Origin of the sequence: Clostridium sp. CMCC3677, from assembly GCF_023845585.1 — a bacterium.
GTDB classification, from domain to species: Bacteria; Bacillota; Clostridia; order Clostridiales; family Clostridiaceae; genus Clostridium; species Clostridium aquiflavi.
The window spans coordinates 14300-32238 of the sequence record NZ_JAMQHS010000002.1 but is presented as its reverse complement, the minus strand read 5'-3'; the positions used below and the strand labels follow the sequence as shown (position 1 = coordinate 32238).

Sequence of the window (17939 nt, the reverse complement as noted above, 5' to 3'; positions counted from 1 at the left end):
AAAATAAGCAAAGAAAGAACTCGTCAAAATTAGCGTATCGATATTTTGGATATCATAATTAAAAATTTCAAGCCAATACTTATTGTTAAGCATTGGCTTTTAAGTTTATTAAAAAAATAATAGATGATTCCTTTAACAGCTAAAACTCTATTACCAATCATATTAGATCTAAAATTCACTATTTTTAGTTCCTCGATTCACTATAATAACATATTATAGAAGTAATAAAGGCAGATAAAACTTTTACAATGAGATCTGATAACGTATCTTCAAGGCCACCCTTTATCATAGTTGTTTTAAATAGATAATCTCCTACAAACTCAAATACTTCCCATATAGTACCTAAAGCAATTGAAAAACTAAATGCAAATATTAGGCTAAAAATAGTAAATCGTTGTTTAGTTGTTTGTTTATTCTTTGTAATAATTCCTTGAATTAAATTCAATGCTATAATAACTGCATAACTACCATATATAGCATGAATAAGTAAATCCCACCACCAAAATGTAATATAGAATTTCTTAAATTCTCCAAAGTATAGTGTAAGTAAAATAAATAATATCCATACTAATTGAAAGCTAGAAGGTAGTACTATATTCTTTCTATTAGCAATATTGGTAATTATAAAAGGAAGTATAATACATATAATAGCTAAGAGTAACAAAGCTGAACTCTTCCATTGTTTTGATATAATACTAAAAACAGCAGAAATCACTAAAATTATTTCAAATAATACTGCTATTCTAATAGTTAGCTTACTATTTCTATTATTCATTAAAAATCTTTTCCTTTCGAGATATTTTTATTTCTAAAAAAACAAATATAATTGCATATAAAATTAATTATTTATTTATATCTTTTCCTTTTACGTAAAAAATATAAATACAAAAATAAAAGAATTAGTAGAAATGAACATTAACTCTAAGATTATAAAAAATTTTAAATTTAGTTATAAAGCATTATATAGATGTGTATACTAATATTAGTAAATAATAACAAAATTAGTTATAAAATGCTATAACAATTGTATTTTTACTAAGGGGGATTAATTATGTTTTTTTTTGAAGCACAGCCTTTTTCGAATTGGCTTATGCTATTAACAGTATTCCTAATGTTAATTGTACTTAATGAATTAGGCCGTAGGTTTAAATGGGGTGGACTATTGCTTTTCATTATCTTACCGTTATTTCTTACTTTTGTTGTATGGCCCAAAACTACTAAAGGGACAAGCGTAAATGATTGGTTTCATTATGCTAAAGTATATTCATCACTAGCAGGATGTATTGGTTTCTTTCTAATTAGACATATAAAAGGTGCTAGTAGCAAAAAGTGGGCTTTATGTTTCCCACCATTAATTTTAGCAATCAATATTTGTGAAGCAGTAGCACGTGATTTTCAAATTTACGGACTACATCTTAATAAAGAAGTGTTTGAGGGAATGGTTACTGTAAGCGGTTCTTGGAATGTTATGAATGGGATTGCTGGTATCTTAAATATCATTACAATTACAGGTTGGTTTGGAATCTGTATCAGTAAGGATAAGAGCAAAGATATGTTATGGCCTGATATGCTTTGGTTCTGGATTATAGCATATGATATTTGGAACTTTGCATACACATATAATTGCCTACCTAACCATGCATGGTACTGTGGTCTAGCATTACTTTTTGCTCCTACAATTGCCGCTTTCTTTATAAAGAAAGGTGCTTGGTTACAACATCGTGCACAAACACTTGCATTGTGGTGCATGTTTGCAATGACATGTCCTAGTTTCATTGATGAATCTCAATTTGCAGTTAGATCATCACATAATACAACTGCTTTATTTATCGTAAGCTTAGCAGCATTATTATCAAATATCGCAGTATTTGTATACTATATTTATAAGATTAAGAAAACAAAACGTAATCCTATAAAGGGAGAACTTTATACAGATCTTAATAGCTACAAAGAAATTAAATCCTTATCTGAATAATACTATAATGAGGTGGCTGTATTAAAATAAATTTGATACAGCCACCTAATTAAATATTTATTTAGATTTTTTAAAATAATTCTGTCTATACTCTTTTTATTGATTTTTCATTTAAAATCTGAACTCTCTAATATTTAAAGTATTCTATTCCTATTGCTTCTCTAACTTCTGAAAGAGTATTTGCTGCTATATTTCTGGCATTATCACTTCCATTTTTTAAAACATCATATACATATGCTATATCTCTTTTAAATTCTTTTCTTTTATTTCTTATTGGTTCAAGTTCTGCTTGAAGTATTTCATTTAAATACTTCTTTACTTTTATATCACCTAAACCACCTCTCTTATAATGTTCTTTCATCTCTTCTAACTTAATCTTATCATTACAAAATGCATCTAAATATGTAAAAACAGTATTATTATTTACTTCACCTGGATCCTCTACCTTAATATGATTTGGATCTGTATACATAGACATAATCTTGTTTTTTATTATATCTGGTTCATCTGATAGATATATTGCATTATTTAACGACTTACTCATTTTATTCTTCCCATCAATTCCTGGTAATCTTCCTAATCCCTCCTTTGGAAGTACTGCTCTTGGCTCTATTAATATATCCTTTTTATAAATTGAGTTAAAACTTCTTACTATTTCCCTAGTTTGCTCAATCATAGGAAGTTGATCTTCTCCAACTGGAACAACATCTGCCTTAAAAGCTGTAATATCTGCTGCTTGACTTACAGGATAAATAAGAAATCCAGTTGGAATACTTACATTAAAATCTTTTTCTTTAATTTCACTTTTAACTGTTGGATTTCTTTCTAACCTTGAAACTGTAACTAAATTTAAATAATGCATAGTTAATTCATTAAGCTCTGGGATTTGAGATTGAATGAAAATTGTAGATTTTGATGGATCTATTCCAATTGCCAAATAATCTAATGCAACCTCTATTAAACTTTTCCTTATTTTTTCTGGATTTCGTGCATTATCAGTTAATGCTTGTTGATCTGCTATCATTATATAGTTATTATACAAACCACAATTTTGTAACTGAACTCTATTCATTAAAGACCCTACATAATGTCCAATATGCAATTTTCCTGTTGGTCTATCTCCTGTTAAAATTATTTCTTTTTTCATAAAACTCACTCCTTGATTTAATTTTATTAAACAAAAAAACTCCGTCCTAAATTAATAGGACGGAGATAATATCCGTGTTGCCACCTAAATTGTGTAATAAAAAATAATTGTAAGCAAACCCTAATTTTTTATAATTACACCACTCAAAATCAAGTACTAACATACTCTATCTGCTATAAGGTGCAGCACACCATTCCGATACTCTCTAACTATGATTTCTCTTTATTCCTCTGAGGCCCATTCATTAAATCTCTTCTTACTAGGATTTCACCGTCCCTAGCTCTCTTTATTGAAGCTTAATCTAATTACTCTTCCTCTTCATCAGATTATTAATATATTTTTTACTATTATAATTTTATTTTTCTAAATTGTCAATGATATCTACTTCAAGTACATCCCTATTCTTTATTATAGTGATAAACCGCTAGTACAACAAAAAAAGTCCTAATATATAGACTATTTTTTTAGTTAAAAGTTCTTTGTTATACTTAATAAATAAAAGTGTAAATTATATTCTCATTGTTGAAACTACCTCTGCCTTTCTTTAATTTATTATATTATATAATACTTATTATTCTATTAAAACACGCCAATAAAATTTAGTAGTAACTCGTACTATAAATATAAGTTACTACTTTTTTATTAATTAATGCTTTAATCATTTAATAGTAATCCTGACTTTATTAAAATTGGTCTTATTGCATTATATATAAAACTAACTAAAACCACAGATACTACTGCATTAATAAATGTAGTCACTGCACTTAGTTTTGCTAAAACAGAGGCCATTTGTTGAGGTTGACCTAATATATATTGTTTATAAAAATATCCAACTATAGGATCAAATACAACATTAAATGCTAAACCACAAATTGCAGCAATTGTACTCCATTTAAATATATATTGTTTATCACTGCTACTATCAATTTTTGCATATCTATGTGCTATGACTCCTGTTATTAAACCTATACAAAATTTTAATACAAAAGTTTTTGGTGCACCTAAAATATATACAGGATCAAGTATATCTGCTATTGTCATTCCAATAGCTCCTGCAAATCCACCATACCATCCGCCAAGAAGTAATGCTGCAAGTACACAAAAAGCATTTCCTATATGCAATGAAGTAGCATCTCCCCCTGGTACTGGAATTTTAATTTGAAGAAATGTAAATGATACAAAACATAATGCTGCAAGTATAGCTGTTTGTATTAATTTCATAATCTTTTTATTCTTATTTTCCATATAATTATCTCCCCTTGTAATTTATATCTTACTTTCAAAATACTGCAAAATAATTATATTACTCAAAGAGATTTATTGCAATTGTATGGATACAAGTCTTTCAAGTAAAATTCTTTATTAATCTTCCATTCTTCATATAATTTAATTTTTCTTAATTAAATTTACTATATGCTGAAATATTCTTATCATAATATTATTGGATTTATTTGATACTTCCATATATTCTACATTTAAAATTTCATTTTCTAATTTAACAAGCTTATTTTCTTCTTCACCTGAATCTTCATGATTTTCTAAATAATTCCCTTCAAATTGTTTATCTATTACCAGCTCTAATACCTCACATAATTTTTGTTGTTCCTCTTTTACAGATTCATCTGAATGTTTACTACCTTCATCAACTAAATCATCTATCTCTTCATTATATTTACCTAATTTATGGTTTTCTTCTTTTATAAATTCAGTATAATAAATATTATCACCTTTAAATTTATTACCTATTATTCCATTATGACCTCTCATCTGACCTTCTCCACCTTTTCCACCTTTTCCACCCTTAAAGTAAATATCACCTATAGCAACTTCCACTTTGAAATCATTAGAATTTATAAAATTACCACCATCCCCACCGTCATTTCCTAATATATTTTCATTATTAAAATAAACTCCAGAATTTCCACCATCTCCGCCTTTAGCTTGTACACAATTATCAATTTTTATTTTAACTTTTTTTAACTTTTCATCTAACTCACTTTCTGAAATTGAAATACAATCCCCACCTTTTCCACCCTTAGAAATAACATTTTTACACTTGGAGCTAATACTTCCACCTTTTCCGCCTTTTAAAATAGCTGGACTATTAATATTAATTAATCCGCTCTTAATTTTAATAGCATCTCCACCATTTGCACAATTGCCACAAGCATATTCTCCTATACTTTCTCCACTGTCCCCTCCTATAAGTTCTAAAACACCTAAACCTATTTTTTCAAAGCTGCTATTATCTCCTATACTTATTGCAGCACCACCACAACCACTACATTTATTTAATGCTATACTAGAAATACTTTGACCATTTCCACCTATTGCCTTTAAATTTACATTTTCTAATATCTTTATTGTTGAAGTGTCGTTAATATTTGTCTCACAAAATCCTATAGCATAAGAACCACACTTTCCTTTATGTTCTAAATTCTCATAACATTTACATCCAGCTCCACCTATTATTTCAATATTGCCATATCCTGAAAATATAAGATGTCCCCCTCCTGCTGTCCATTCGTTATTTCCTATTGCTGGCATCTCTGATCCACCATTTATATTTAATCTACAATTTTCACAACCTGTTATTTCAACAGTTTGATTATTACTTATACAAATACCAATATTATCTTCACTCATTATAGTATTAATTCCTGAATATACTAATTTATTTTTATAATCACAATTTTTTCCTCCTCTGAAATCAATCGCAATTTGATTAACAGAATTTAAATACACATTATTTATTTTAATTATTAAATCACTATTTCTATTCTTAACAAGTATTCCTGCATTGCATTCATTTCCTTCACTTGTAAAAGTAATTTCATTTATATCTGAAGTTATTATTATTATCTTGTTCTTATAATTAATTAAATTAATTATATCTTTATCTTTAATATTATTTTCTTCATCTTTATACATATAAAATTCCTTTCTATTAATCACTTATTACTTCATATTATGAAATAACAACTTACTTGTATTCATAAAATCCCCAATTAGTTGTATATGAATATACTGTAAGTATTAAAAATTTAAGGAGAAAAATATGCTTAAATTAAAAAAACAAATCAAAATTAATCCTGTCATTTCTACTTCCACTGATGAGTATCTACCTGTAGAATTTAATATTCCATTTTATGAAAATTGTCCTAAACAATTATATTTTAGCAATAATAATAATTATAATTTGTCCTCTAATTTTAAAATCAAAACTAATGATATAATATCAGTAAATTTAATTTTTAAAAATGAAAGTAATAGTACTATTTATCCTTTAAAATTGAAATTTTCAAATGACAGCAATTTTAAATTCATCCCAGGTTCTTTAATCAATTCTAATACAAAAGAAGTATATTCCTGTGACAATTTTAATGACAACTGTGTATGTTTATGTAAATTAGAACCAAATGAAAAGTTAGATGTTGTATTTTACATTAAAGCTATCTTCAAAAACTTAATTAATTCATCTATCAGTAATTATATAAATCTTTTATCTCCCCTATCATCAAATGAGCCTTTTATTGAGGAAGATAATATGCCTTTGATAATTACTGTTGACCAAGCTATTTTACAAATAAATACTGATTCTAATTGTGGAAAGATAGAAATAGAAAATACTGGTTGTGCACCTGTAAATAATATGATTTATAAATATTCAACACCTATAGGTTTTATTTCTGATATATCCTGTGTTACTGCTAAATTAAATAATAAACCTTTTAAAGTGTATGCAAAGAAAATAGATAATGATGTACTTTTTAATATAAGCAATATTCCAAAATGTGATAATAATATTCCATCAAAATTAATTATTTCTTTTGATTCCCAAAACTTCAAAAATATACATTCAAGTTCAATGACTATTATGTAAAAAAGTAAAATTTTGTTTTATATGTATTGTGTATCAATATTTAATAAATAATCATATTATATATTAATAATTATTCAAACAAAATTAATTATTAATTAAACTAACTTAATATATAGGGAGGATAAAAAATGCGTATTTCAACCGGTTCAATATTACAATTTGATGTTATATTTAATATCCCAGTAAATACAACATTTGACGAAATAACTATTACTGATCCATTAGCTGCAGGTTTATCTTATAATACAACTACAAAACCAGCTAAAATTTATATAAATGATAGTACTACAGCAACTACTGCTGGAGTCACTGATACTTCTACAGCAACTAGTATAGCATTAGCTCTTGACAACACAATAGTAGGAAATCTTACTGCAATAAAAAAAGTAAAAGCTTCAATTCCTGTTACTGTAACAAATGCTGATACTTTACTTGCTGCTATAGCTGCTGCTGCTGCTGCAGGTACTCCATTAAAAAATATCGCAACTATTAAAGCATTAAATGCAACTGGTACTGAATTATCTACTACTACTGCTGAAGCAACACTTAATACCTTTGGAAAATGTAATCTATTTGGATTTGGAAGTGCCTATACTGTAGAAAAAGCTCCTAACAAAGATTTATACCTTATGGCTAATATTCCTGGTATAGGCAGTATGGAAACTACTGAATTAGAATATGAAATAGTTATAACTGCTGAAAGCCACCTTGTTCCTGGACCTGAAGCAAATATAAAGGTATATATTGGAGATGCAGCTCAAACTCCAGTTACTCCAACTGTAGCTACAATTGTTGGTAATGTTATAACTATTAAATTTACTCAAAGCCAAAACATGAAGAATAACACAGTTTATATTGAAGTACCAGCAAAGACAGGTACTAACATCGCTGATGTAACTGATGATTTTGTTAATAGTGATGCAACTGCAAAACTTGTTTATACACCATCAGGTGGAACTGCTTCAACAGTATGTACTTCACCAGATTTCGTTATAACAACTAATTTAACTCCAGCAGCTCCTATTCTTAGTAGTGCTCAAAAAGTAATTGTATAATTGTATTAAAACAAAGAATCTCAGATTATTAAATATATTATTTTGTTATTAGCTTAAAACTATAATAGAATGTAAAATCTCAATTTAGTGCTATATAAGAAGTATTATTAAATATTACTCCTTATATAGCATTTTTTTATTCTTTCACTCCTGTAGTTTATTTAATAAATTTGTATTTATAGATTTTATTTTTATAGTGGTTATACTAATATTAATATATACGAGATATAAAAGGACGGTAAATATAATGAACTATATAGTATATGATTTAGAATTTAATCAACAACAGTCAAAGGACGCCAATGCTTCCAAACTTACTTTTGAAATAATCCAAATTGGAGCACTAAAACTTAATAATGACTTAGAAATAACTTCAACCTTTAATAGATTAGTTAAACCTACTATTCATACAGAAATTCATCCTTATATAGAAAACTTAACTAAAATAACAACTGCAATGGTAAATTTACATAATTATTTTCCTGATGTATATAATGATTTCGTAAATTTTATTAGTGATGAAGAATTTACATTATGTATTTGGGGAACTTCTGACATTAAAGAACTTATGAAAAATATAAAATTTCACAATTTAAGCTCAATAGATAACTTTAAAAAATATATCGATGTTCAAAAAATCGCTTCAAAATATATAAAAACTCCCAAGGGAACCAGAATCGGCTTAAGATCTGCTGTTGAATTTTTTAATATTCCTATTAAAGAAGATTTTCACGATGCGTTTAATGATGCTTATTATACTGCTGAAATATTTAAAAAACTTTATACTCCTGAAATAGAAGCTAGTACCTATAATAATATTAGTACAAAAAGAATTTCAAAGCCTAAGCAAGACGTTAATACTAAGGGATTATTTGCTCAATTTGAAAAAATGTATAATAAAAAAATGTCTGAAGAAGAAAAGTCAATAATAAAGCTTGCCTACAATATGGGCAGAACTAATCAATTCTTGAAATAATAAATATATTATCATGGTAAAATTTAACTTGCTATTATTAATATAACATTTTTAACTTCATAATTTATTAAAGGTACACATATTAAATACATGTACCTTTAATAAAATCCTATTAATAATTTAAATTTTATTCTTCTAACTGAGATGTACATTTAGGACAACGAGTGGCTTTTATGTCAATTTCACTACAACAAAAAGGACATTCTTTATTTGTAGGTTCTTTTACTTCTTCAACTTTATTTTTTATTCCTAAATCACTTAATTTGTTTACACCTTTAACAAGTAAAAATATTAAAAATGCCATAATTAAAAAATTTATGACTGCAGTTATAAAAGAGCCATATTTAATACTTACACTAAAAATTTCTAATGTTAAATCACTAAAATCCTTGTTGGCAAACACCCCTATTATTGGTGATATTATATCATTTGTTAATGATTTTACTATTCCTTGAAATGCACCACCTATTAATACACCAACTGCTAAGTCAATTACACTTCCTTTTAGTGCAAATTGTTTAAATTCACTCAAAAATTTCTTCATAAAGTTTTCTTTTTTCCTCCTTCGTTTTTCTAATGGCTATATATCTTGATATTTTATCACATAACGTGTCTAAAAAGGAAATACTAATTTTCCTGATGTGAAAAATAAAAAATAAATATATTAATCAAAAAATTATTCTTAATCATATATTAATCTTATATTACTATATGATTAGGTGATTATTATTAAACTATATGCTGGATTCAATATAAAACACTTGAAATTTTTAGGCGCTGGAACTCAAGGTAAAGTATACAAAATTGACTCACATAAATGTATAAAAGTTTTTAAAAGAAAACAAGTTTGCCATGATGAAATAGAAACTTTGGCTATGGCTCAAATAGATTCTCATTTTCCAAGACTTTATTCATTTGGTGAAGATTATATTATACGTGAATATATAGATGGTATTGAGTTAGATAAATACTTATCAACACATTGCCTTACTGGAAATATTTCAAATAAGATTATTGAAATTTATGAAGCTATGAACTTGGTAGGATATTCCCGATTGGATGCAGCACTATTTCATATTTTTCTGACATCATCAAATGAAATAAGACTCATTGATACTGCTAGAGCTATGAAAAAGAAAACTATATACCCATATTTAATTATTAGAAGCTTACAAAAACTTGGTTATAAAAAACAATTTTTAGATTTTGTAAAAACTAATAGACCTAATATTTATACTAAATGGTTAAATTACTCTAAGTAAATTATCATTAAATTAATCAATTACTATTATAAGAGGAGAAAAAATGAGATTTATAATTTTTAGTGACTCAAAAGGCAAAAAAAATGGTATAAATGAAAAAGTATTAAAAGAAATAATGAACGAGACATGCAAATTAGATCCTGAGCCTGAATTTATTGTAATGTGTGGAGATACTGTAGCTGGAAGTTGTAAAGAGGAAGTACTAACCTTTCAATTAAATAGATTAAGAAACTTAATAGAAAAATATCATCCAGATAAACCATTGATACCTGTAGTAGGTAACCATGAAGTTAATATAGAGCCTATAGATGATAGATTTGAAAAAATCTTTAGTACTATTTATAGTGATTTAAAACCTAGTGAATTTCTTGATGAATATAATAAGACAGTTTATTATATAGATTTTGATGATACTAGAATTATAGTACTTAATGCTTTTCACTATGGATCAACCCATAAAATTGATAAAGTTCAACTTAACTGGTTTGAAAAAAAAGTCTCTGAATATAAGAAAAATAAGCTTGTTTTTGTACATTCACCAGCATTTCCTACAGGAGCTCATCTTGGTCACTGTCTTGATTTATATCCTGAATATAGAGATTATTTTTGGAAAATAATTGATAAATATGATATAGATATAGTTTTCTCCGGACATGAACATAATTATTCTAGAAGAATAATTAATAATTCATTTAATAACGGAAAATTTGCTTACGAAAGAGAGATCATTCAAGTAATTGCAGGTGGTGGTGGTGAAAAACTTCGTGATAAATATAAAAGTAAACAAGGAGTTATAGTACCCCCTATTGCTATATATCATTTTTTAGTCGTAGATATAGATTCAGATTGTATAAAAGTATGTGCAATAAGCTCAAAAGGTAAAAAACTTGATGAATTTAAAATAGACAAGACTTTTTTTTAATTTTTAAGCCAATGCTTAGTATTATTAAGCATTGGCTTTTTAATTTATCACTGTATTTTAAAAAAGTGTTAATATTCTAGTATAAGGCGAACTGGCATTAGAATTACTTAATTAACTTCCATTCACTACTTTTCTTTTGTAGTCTTACCATGTTAGTATAAATTCCATCATTATTTAATAATTCTTTTGGTGATCCCATTTCTGCTACATGTCCATCACTTAAGACAACGATTTTATCAGCTCCTGCTACTGTCCTCATTCTATGAGCAATTACAAGAACTGTTTTATTCTTAACAAGTTCACTAATTGCTTCTTGGATTTTTGTCTCATTTTCTACATCAAGTGACGCTGTTGCCTCATCAAGGAGTACAACTGGAGCATCCTTTAATAATGCTCTTGCAATAGACAACCTTTGCCTTTCTCCTCCAGATAATGTACAACCATTTTCACCAATAATAGTCTTATATCCTTGTGGCATTTTAGATATGAATTCCTCACATCTTGCAGCCTTAGCTGCTTTAATAACCTCTTCATCTGTAGCATTTCTTTTACCTATACGAATATTTTCCATAACAGTGTTATTAAATAAAACTACGTCTTGAAATACTATAGAATAATTTTTAAGCAAATGTTCAGGATCAACCTGTGAAATATCAGTACCACCTAAAGTAATTGTGCCTTTATCAATATCCCAAAATCTTGCTGCTAACTTAGCTGCAGTACTTTTACCTCCACCGCTTGGACCTACTAATGCAGTAATTTCTCCTTGCTTTGCTATAAATGATACATTATTTAAGACTTGTTCATTATCATTATAAGAAAATCCAACATTCTCAAAGCACATATCATATCCATTGTATGTGGCATTATCTATTCCTGTTTGAATCTTTTGACCTTCAATTTCTTGCATACGCTTTATTTGAAGTAATGTACTAAATATAGCTGCAAGATTAATAAGTGATGAAGAAAGAGGATCAAATATTCTAGAAGCAGCAATTAAAAACATAATAAAAGTAAGTAAATCCGTCTCTCCTTTTAATAAACTCATTCCTCCAACTAGTACAACTGTTGCAATTCCAATCTTTAATAACATCTGTGCTGAAACAACAAACATTGCCGTATTAAGTTCTGCTTTAATTTGAATACTCTCAGATTTTTTTAGTTTTTTATCTAATTCTTTTAGATAACTATTACTTTTATTATTAGCTTTAAGTTCACGAATTGTTTCAATACATTCTTGAATATTATCATTATAATCAAGCTTTATTTGTTTATTTATATTATTTACTTTATCTTGTTGTGCCTTACCAATAACTACAATTATAAATGCTACTGGTATAACCCATAAAAGTGCTATTGATAATTTCCAGTCCATAACAAACAAACCAATCGACGCAATAATGACAGATAATACAGCACCTATTAATTCAGGAATATAGTGAGAAAAAGCTGTTTCAAGACCTGCACAATCTCCCATTATAGTTGTTGTTAAATCTGATAAATCTTTTTTACCAAAAAAAGATAAAGGTAATTTTCTTAATTGTTCCGCCAAAGATATTCTCTTATTAGCACTTTCTGTATATGAAGCAAAAAATGTTTTATTATATTGAAAATATTGGAATACAAATATAAGAATTAATACTACTATTGAAAGAACTATATATTTTCCTAAATTAAACGATGGATTTCCTCCATTTAATATAGGATCTATCATTTCCTTTAAAAGAATATATATAATTCCAATTGGAAACATTAAACTTATATTTGTTAAAGTACAAGCAATACTTGCTTTAATTAAATCCTTTGCCCCTTGTTCACTTAATGCAAATTTATATCTCAAATAATTAACCATTCAAAGCTCCCTCCTCTCTCTTATTTTCAACATAAGAGTTTTCTACTCTCCAAGTAATAGAACTTTGATAATCTTTCCACATTGAAGCATAAGTTTCACCATTTTTAATCAACTCACTATGAGTACCTTTCTCTATAGCTTCTCCATCTTTTAATACCATAATGCAATCTGAATTTTGTATTGTTGATAACCTATGTGCAATCATAAGTACAGTTTTACCCTTTGTTAAATTTTCAAAAGCAAGTTGTATTTGATATTCATTCTCTGGATCTGCAAAGGCTGTTGCTTCATCAAGAAGTACAATTGGAGCATCTTTTAAAATTGCTCTTGCTAAAGCAATACGTTGAGCTTCTCCTCCTGATAAATATACTCCTTTAGTTCCAACAATTGTATCCATTCCATCTGGAAATTTTTCAAATATTTCTTCACATTGTGCCGCTTTTGCAGCCTTTAATACTTCTTCTCTTGTAGCATTAGGTTTTGATAATCTAATATTTTCAAAAAGGCTTTCTTTAAATAAATTTGTTTCTTGGAACACAAAAGATACCATATTCATTAAATCCTTTGTCTTAATATTTCTTACATCTGCACCACCAATTGTTATGCTTCCTGTATCCACATCCCAAAATCTTGGAATCAAACTTGCAACTGTTGTTTTACCGCCTCCTGATGGCCCAACAAATGCTACTGTTGATCCTTCCTTTATCTTAAATGATAAATTCTTAATTGCTGGTTTAGTTGCATCTTTGTAAGTAAAAGAAACATTATTAAATTCAATAGTTGAATTCTTTGGTTTTCTTGGATTTTTTGTTTCATTTAATGTTTCTTCATTTAATATATTCCAAACACGTTTTACTGAATCTTTAGCCATGATAGTTCCTTCTCCCATGAACATTATACGATTGACCATAATTGTAATAATTGGAGTAAATATAATATAAAATATAAAATTTAATAAAAATGCTTTATAATCTACTGCACTTGCAATTAATAAGATACCAGCTGGAATTAAAAATACAAAAATACCATTAATAGCCACAGTAAAATTACACATAGGAATTCTAAGTGATACAGTATAATTTACTGTCCATTTTGTATATCTCATAATTGCATCATGAAAATTCTTAAATGAAAATATACTTTGTCCAAATGTCTTAACTACAGGAATTCCTCTTATATATTCTACAGCTTCATTGTTCATATCCTCTAATGCATTCTGATATTCTTCTACAGCTGATTTCCTTTTATCTCCCATCATTCTACTTAAAAATACAAATGATATAATAATAGGAATTAAGCTAATTATACCTAATCTCCAATCAAACGCTAATAAAAGTACTAACATAGCAATTGGAGTTACAATTGCACCTACTAAATCTGGTAATTGATGTGCTAAAAATGTTTCTGTTTGCCCTGAACTTTCATCAATTATTCTACGAAGCTTACCGCTTCCATTCTCTGTAAAATATCCAAGTGGTAATTTTACTATATGATGAAGTGCCTGACTTCTCATATTTCTTGCCACACGAAAAGCTGATAAATGAGTACACATAAGAGCTATAAAATATATTAAAATTGCTCCAACTGAAAAAGCTACTGCCATCCAACCATAATATGCAATATTTGACGCATTATTAATATTAGGCAATGCCATAAATATCTCATATACTACCTTCCATATATATAAATATGGCACAAGTGCTAATATTGCACTAATTCCTGACAGGATACATCCTAATATTGTTAAATATTTATAATTACCTGCAAATGAAAGTATACTAATTTTTTCATCATCTTTTTCTTTCATATTCACCTCTCCTTTTAATAATTTTCTAAATTTTAAACAAATACTGATATTGTTCTATAATTTAAATTTAATATTAAGACTTAAATTTTAAAGTAGTATTTATACTTTAAAATATCAATAATTTTTTAAAATCTAGATAAAAAAATAAAATATGAATTAACCAGAGATTCCTCTAGCTAAGGCACATTAAAATAAATAATAAGTCAGTATGCTGGTCTATTTTGCATCATACTGTGTCGATAAAATCATCCCATAGCCTGTTATGAGATGATTTTATCTCCTTGTCTGGCACAAAATATACGTCGCATCTTTGAGTTGTTATTTTCTTTAATGTGACTAATTCATATTTTACTAATCCATCTATTCTTTCTCTACTCCAAAAAAATTAAAATAATCCATTTGAATTAAAAATTGTTTCTATACTTAAGCGGTGTACTTCCCATGACTTTTTTAAATGCAGATGCAAACTTACTTGGGTTATCATAGCCAACACATAATGCAATTTCCATAATACTTTGATTTGTCTCTTTTATCATTTTTGCAGCTTTATATATTCGAAATTCCCTAATATATTCTGCTACTGTTTTACCTAAAATATCTTTAAATCCATTTTGCAAAAAAGTTGTGCTTACATTATAAATCTTTGATAATTCCTTTACTGTGATTTTTCTATTATAATATTCAAAAATTGAATTTCTAACATCCTTAATTAAATTAACTTGTTCTTTTGTATAATAATAAGATTTTTCTTGATCTTTTACATCTCTATATTTACTTAAAAACAAAAATACTTCTAAAACTTTTAATTTATAAAAATATAATTTATTAATTGATGGTGTATTATATAAATCTTTAAAAATATTTACAATTTCAGGTTTCGATTTTTCAATAAAATACCAATTATTGTTAAACATTAATCTTTTCATCTTGCCTAAATCAATATTTAAATCATTATAATTGCATAAAAAAAATTTTTTTGCTATAGAATAGTCTATTAATATTGAGCAACCTTCATAATGCCCCATTGGAAATCCACCTGATTCATAGTTAGATCCAACAATATTGTATGCTAAATCTCCTTCCTTTAAATATTCATATTTATTGCCATCAAATATACTTTCATACCTCCCTTTATGACAATAATTAATTTCTATTAGTTCACTCTTTAAGTTATGAGCTTCTTCACAGTGATAGGAATGGAAATCATTAAAAATTAAATCTATTCCTGGAAAAACATGATAACATGTCATAACTCCAAATCCATCTTTACATTTAATATTACATATAGTTTTTAAGTCTGTTTTTCTATATATCTTCATATCAGAATCAAAAAAATTATACTTTTCTATAATAGCTTGTATAATTATCACCTACTTCTATCTAAATTCCTATTATTACATATCCGTCTAGCTTTATTTGTAAATTGGATTTTTAGCATAATAAAGTTTTTATTTTATTGATAATAAATTTCATTATTTATTGATAATTTTAGTATATATCTATTGTAATAATCTGTCAATATAATAGATTTAGATTAATACTTGCTATCTTATTCTTATTGATTTTGATGTTTTATTGATTTATTTAACTCATTTAATACTTCAATATTATCTATAAAGAACATAAAAAATGCCCAAAAATCTTTCTGGGCATTTTTCATTTCATTAGAACCTATACTTTATTTAACCATTCTCTATAACCTTCTTCTTCCACTTTATTCTTTGGAATAAATTTTAAAGAAGCAGAATTTATATAATATCTAAGTCCTCCAAGTTCTTTTGGTTCATCATTAAATACATGACCAATATGTGAATCGTTATTTTTACTTCTTACCTATATTAATTTTCTTAAAACACAAAAGGAAAGCAATATAAATTTATGTTCTTTTATTTTAAAACAAGTCTAATAATTCTATCATCAGTTATATCAGGATTTCCTCTTCCATCTCTATTGCTTGTTGTTAAATAAATTGATCCATCTTTTCTCTGAACAACTTCACGTAAACGTCCATACTCATTACTTAACCAAGATTCTACATTCTTTACTACCGTTCCTTTGCCATTAAGTGAGATTGCCAATAGTTGTTGTCCACGTAAATTAGCAACAAGTAATTTTCCTTGCCATGGTCCTTGATTTACAAATGCAATTCCAGAAGGTGCCCATGTGTTTTCTCCACTTTGTATTAATGGTTTTTGTGTCACAACTTCCTTAGACTCTTCATTTCCTTGAACGAGAGGCCACCCATAATTTGAACCTTTTTCTATTATATTGATCTCATCATGTGCTAATTGTCCATGTTCTGATTCATATAAAACATTCTCTGAATTCCATGCTAAACCTTGTGGATTTCGATGTCCTAAACTATAGACAGAAGAATTAGGAATTGGATTATCTTTAGGAATAGTGCCATCTAATTCTATTCTTAATATTTTTCCAGCTGTACTTTTAGAATCTTGTGCCAATGCAGAATTTCCTGCATCTCCTGTCGTAATATATAATTTCTGATCCAGACCTATCTTTATCCTTCCTCCATTATGAATTCTTCCACCGGGGATTTTATCTAATAGAATCTTGTTGATGAATGCTCTATTATTATTTTCTAACAATCTAACAACACGATTATATATTTGATTACCTTCATTATATGAATACATAACATACATATAATGATTTTGTGAATAATTGGGATCTAAAGCAATTCCCATTAGCCCTCCTTCACCTTGACTTATAAATGGTGAATCCAATGTTATTAATGGCTGCGAAGAAAGTTTACCATCTTTAATAATTCTAATTGCACCAGACCTCTCTGTAAAATATAGAGTACCTTCATCACTTATTGCTATAGCCCAAGGTACATGTAAATTTTCAGCAATAACTTCAATTTTATAAGGAAACTGCCTTGATGTAATTTCTCTTGTTTTTATTTTAGTTGTATTTCTTCCGTGAAATATAGTATTAGATAAAATATTATAAATTGTTTTTTTCATACTGCTATCCTCCAAATTTAAATAAATACACCTATCAAGTTTCATTGTAAAAAAATACAGATTCCTTTAAAAA

At 27.3% G+C, this 17939-nt stretch carries 15 protein-coding genes, 1 pseudogene and 1 other annotated feature; of the genes and pseudogenes, 6 read left to right on the top strand and 10 right to left on the bottom strand.

Annotation, left to right across the window (positions count from 1 at the left end; genetic code table 11):
- Positions 1–184 precede the first annotated feature (184 nt).
- Positions 185–775 carry a DUF2238 domain-containing protein gene (locus NG901_RS02235; RefSeq protein ID WP_252212122.1) on the bottom strand — a complete coding sequence of 197 codons (591 nt, stop codon included), beginning with the start codon at positions 773–775 and terminating at the stop codon, positions 185–187.
- Between the two features lie 276 nt (positions 776–1051).
- Between NG901_RS02235 and NG901_RS02230 the strand changes: the two genes are divergently transcribed.
- Complete coding sequence (locus NG901_RS02230; protein WP_252212121.1) at positions 1052–1975, top strand: DUF5692 family protein; 924 nt, start codon at positions 1052–1054, stop codon at positions 1973–1975.
- A 127-nt stretch (positions 1976–2102) separates the two neighbouring features.
- Here NG901_RS02230 and trpS read toward each other — a convergent pair whose 3' ends face one another.
- The 3 genes from trpS to NG901_RS02215 all read right to left on the bottom strand — a co-directional run bounded on the left by trpS (position 2103) and on the right by NG901_RS02215 (position 6053).
- Positions 2103–3122 (bottom strand): tryptophan--tRNA ligase, encoded by a 1020-nt coding sequence (gene trpS, locus NG901_RS02225; RefSeq protein WP_252212120.1) that lies wholly within the window; start codon positions 3120–3122, stop codon positions 2103–2105.
- A 52-nt stretch (positions 3123–3174) separates the two neighbouring features.
- Positions 3175–3453 (bottom strand) — a binding site (T-box leader).
- Between the two features lie 323 nt (positions 3454–3776).
- Complete coding sequence (locus NG901_RS02220) at positions 3777–4367, bottom strand: ECF transporter S component (protein WP_252212119.1); 591 nt, start codon at positions 4365–4367, stop codon at positions 3777–3779.
- A 141-nt stretch (positions 4368–4508) separates the two neighbouring features.
- The gene (locus NG901_RS02215) at positions 4509–6053 is read right to left on the bottom strand and encodes a hypothetical protein (RefSeq protein WP_252212118.1); all 1545 of its coding nucleotides are present in this window, start codon (positions 6051–6053) and stop codon (positions 4509–4511) included.
- A 127-nt stretch (positions 6054–6180) separates the two neighbouring features.
- On the opposite strand from NG901_RS02215, the gene NG901_RS02210 reads away from it, so the two are divergent.
- The 3 genes from NG901_RS02210 to NG901_RS02200 all read left to right on the top strand — a co-directional run bounded on the left by NG901_RS02210 (position 6181) and on the right by NG901_RS02200 (position 9036).
- The gene (locus NG901_RS02210) at positions 6181–7005 is read left to right on the top strand and encodes a hypothetical protein (RefSeq protein WP_252212117.1); all 825 of its coding nucleotides are present in this window, start codon (positions 6181–6183) and stop codon (positions 7003–7005) included.
- A gap of 128 nt (positions 7006–7133) precedes the next feature.
- On the top strand, positions 7134–8060 hold the full coding sequence (locus NG901_RS02205; RefSeq protein ID WP_252212116.1) for a hypothetical protein: 927 nt from the start codon (positions 7134–7136) through the stop codon (positions 8058–8060).
- 247 nt (positions 8061–8307) lie between these two features.
- Positions 8308–9036, top strand: a complete 729-nt coding sequence (locus tag NG901_RS02200) for a 3'-5' exonuclease (RefSeq protein WP_252212115.1) — start codon at positions 8308–8310, stop codon at positions 9034–9036.
- A 127-nt stretch (positions 9037–9163) separates the two neighbouring features.
- Here the strand turns inward: NG901_RS02200 and mscL are convergent, their stop codons facing one another.
- On the bottom strand, positions 9164–9580 hold the full coding sequence (gene mscL, locus NG901_RS02195; RefSeq protein ID WP_252212114.1) for a large conductance mechanosensitive channel protein MscL: 417 nt from the start codon (positions 9578–9580) through the stop codon (positions 9164–9166).
- Between the two features lie 175 nt (positions 9581–9755).
- On the opposite strand from mscL, the gene NG901_RS02190 reads away from it, so the two are divergent.
- Positions 9756–10298 (top strand): hypothetical protein, encoded by a 543-nt coding sequence (locus NG901_RS02190; protein WP_252212113.1) that lies wholly within the window; start codon positions 9756–9758, stop codon positions 10296–10298.
- Positions 10299–10341: 43 nt separating this feature from the next.
- Positions 10342–11220, top strand: coding sequence for a metallophosphoesterase family protein (locus tag NG901_RS02185; RefSeq protein ID WP_252212112.1), 879 nt, complete (start codon positions 10342–10344; stop codon positions 11218–11220).
- Positions 11221–11323: 103 nt separating this feature from the next.
- On the opposite strand, the gene NG901_RS02180 is transcribed toward NG901_RS02185, so the two are convergent.
- The 5 genes and pseudogenes from NG901_RS02180 to NG901_RS02160 all read right to left on the bottom strand — a co-directional run bounded on the left by NG901_RS02180 (position 11324) and on the right by NG901_RS02160 (position 17866).
- A complete protein-coding gene (locus NG901_RS02180; RefSeq protein WP_252212111.1) occupies positions 11324–13072 on the bottom strand; it encodes an ABC transporter ATP-binding protein in 1749 nt (582 codons plus the stop codon).
- Positions 13065–14879 carry an ABC transporter ATP-binding protein gene (locus tag NG901_RS02175; RefSeq protein WP_252212110.1) on the bottom strand — a complete coding sequence of 605 codons (1815 nt, stop codon included), beginning with the start codon at positions 14877–14879 and terminating at the stop codon, positions 13065–13067. Before NG901_RS02175 ends, NG901_RS02180 begins: the two co-directional genes overlap by 8 nt.
- Before the next feature lie 404 nt (positions 14880–15283).
- The gene (locus NG901_RS17220) at positions 15284–16249 is read right to left on the bottom strand and encodes a helix-turn-helix domain-containing protein (protein ID WP_252212109.1); all 966 of its coding nucleotides are present in this window, start codon (positions 16247–16249) and stop codon (positions 15284–15286) included.
- A gap of 301 nt (positions 16250–16550) precedes the next feature.
- Positions 16551–16712: pseudogene (locus tag NG901_RS02165) on the bottom strand (peptide-methionine (R)-S-oxide reductase); the annotation flags it as partial.
- A 53-nt stretch (positions 16713–16765) separates the two neighbouring features.
- Complete coding sequence (locus NG901_RS02160; RefSeq protein ID WP_252212108.1) at positions 16766–17866, bottom strand: PQQ-dependent sugar dehydrogenase; 1101 nt, start codon at positions 17864–17866, stop codon at positions 16766–16768.
- Positions 17867–17939: the final 73 nt, after the last annotated feature.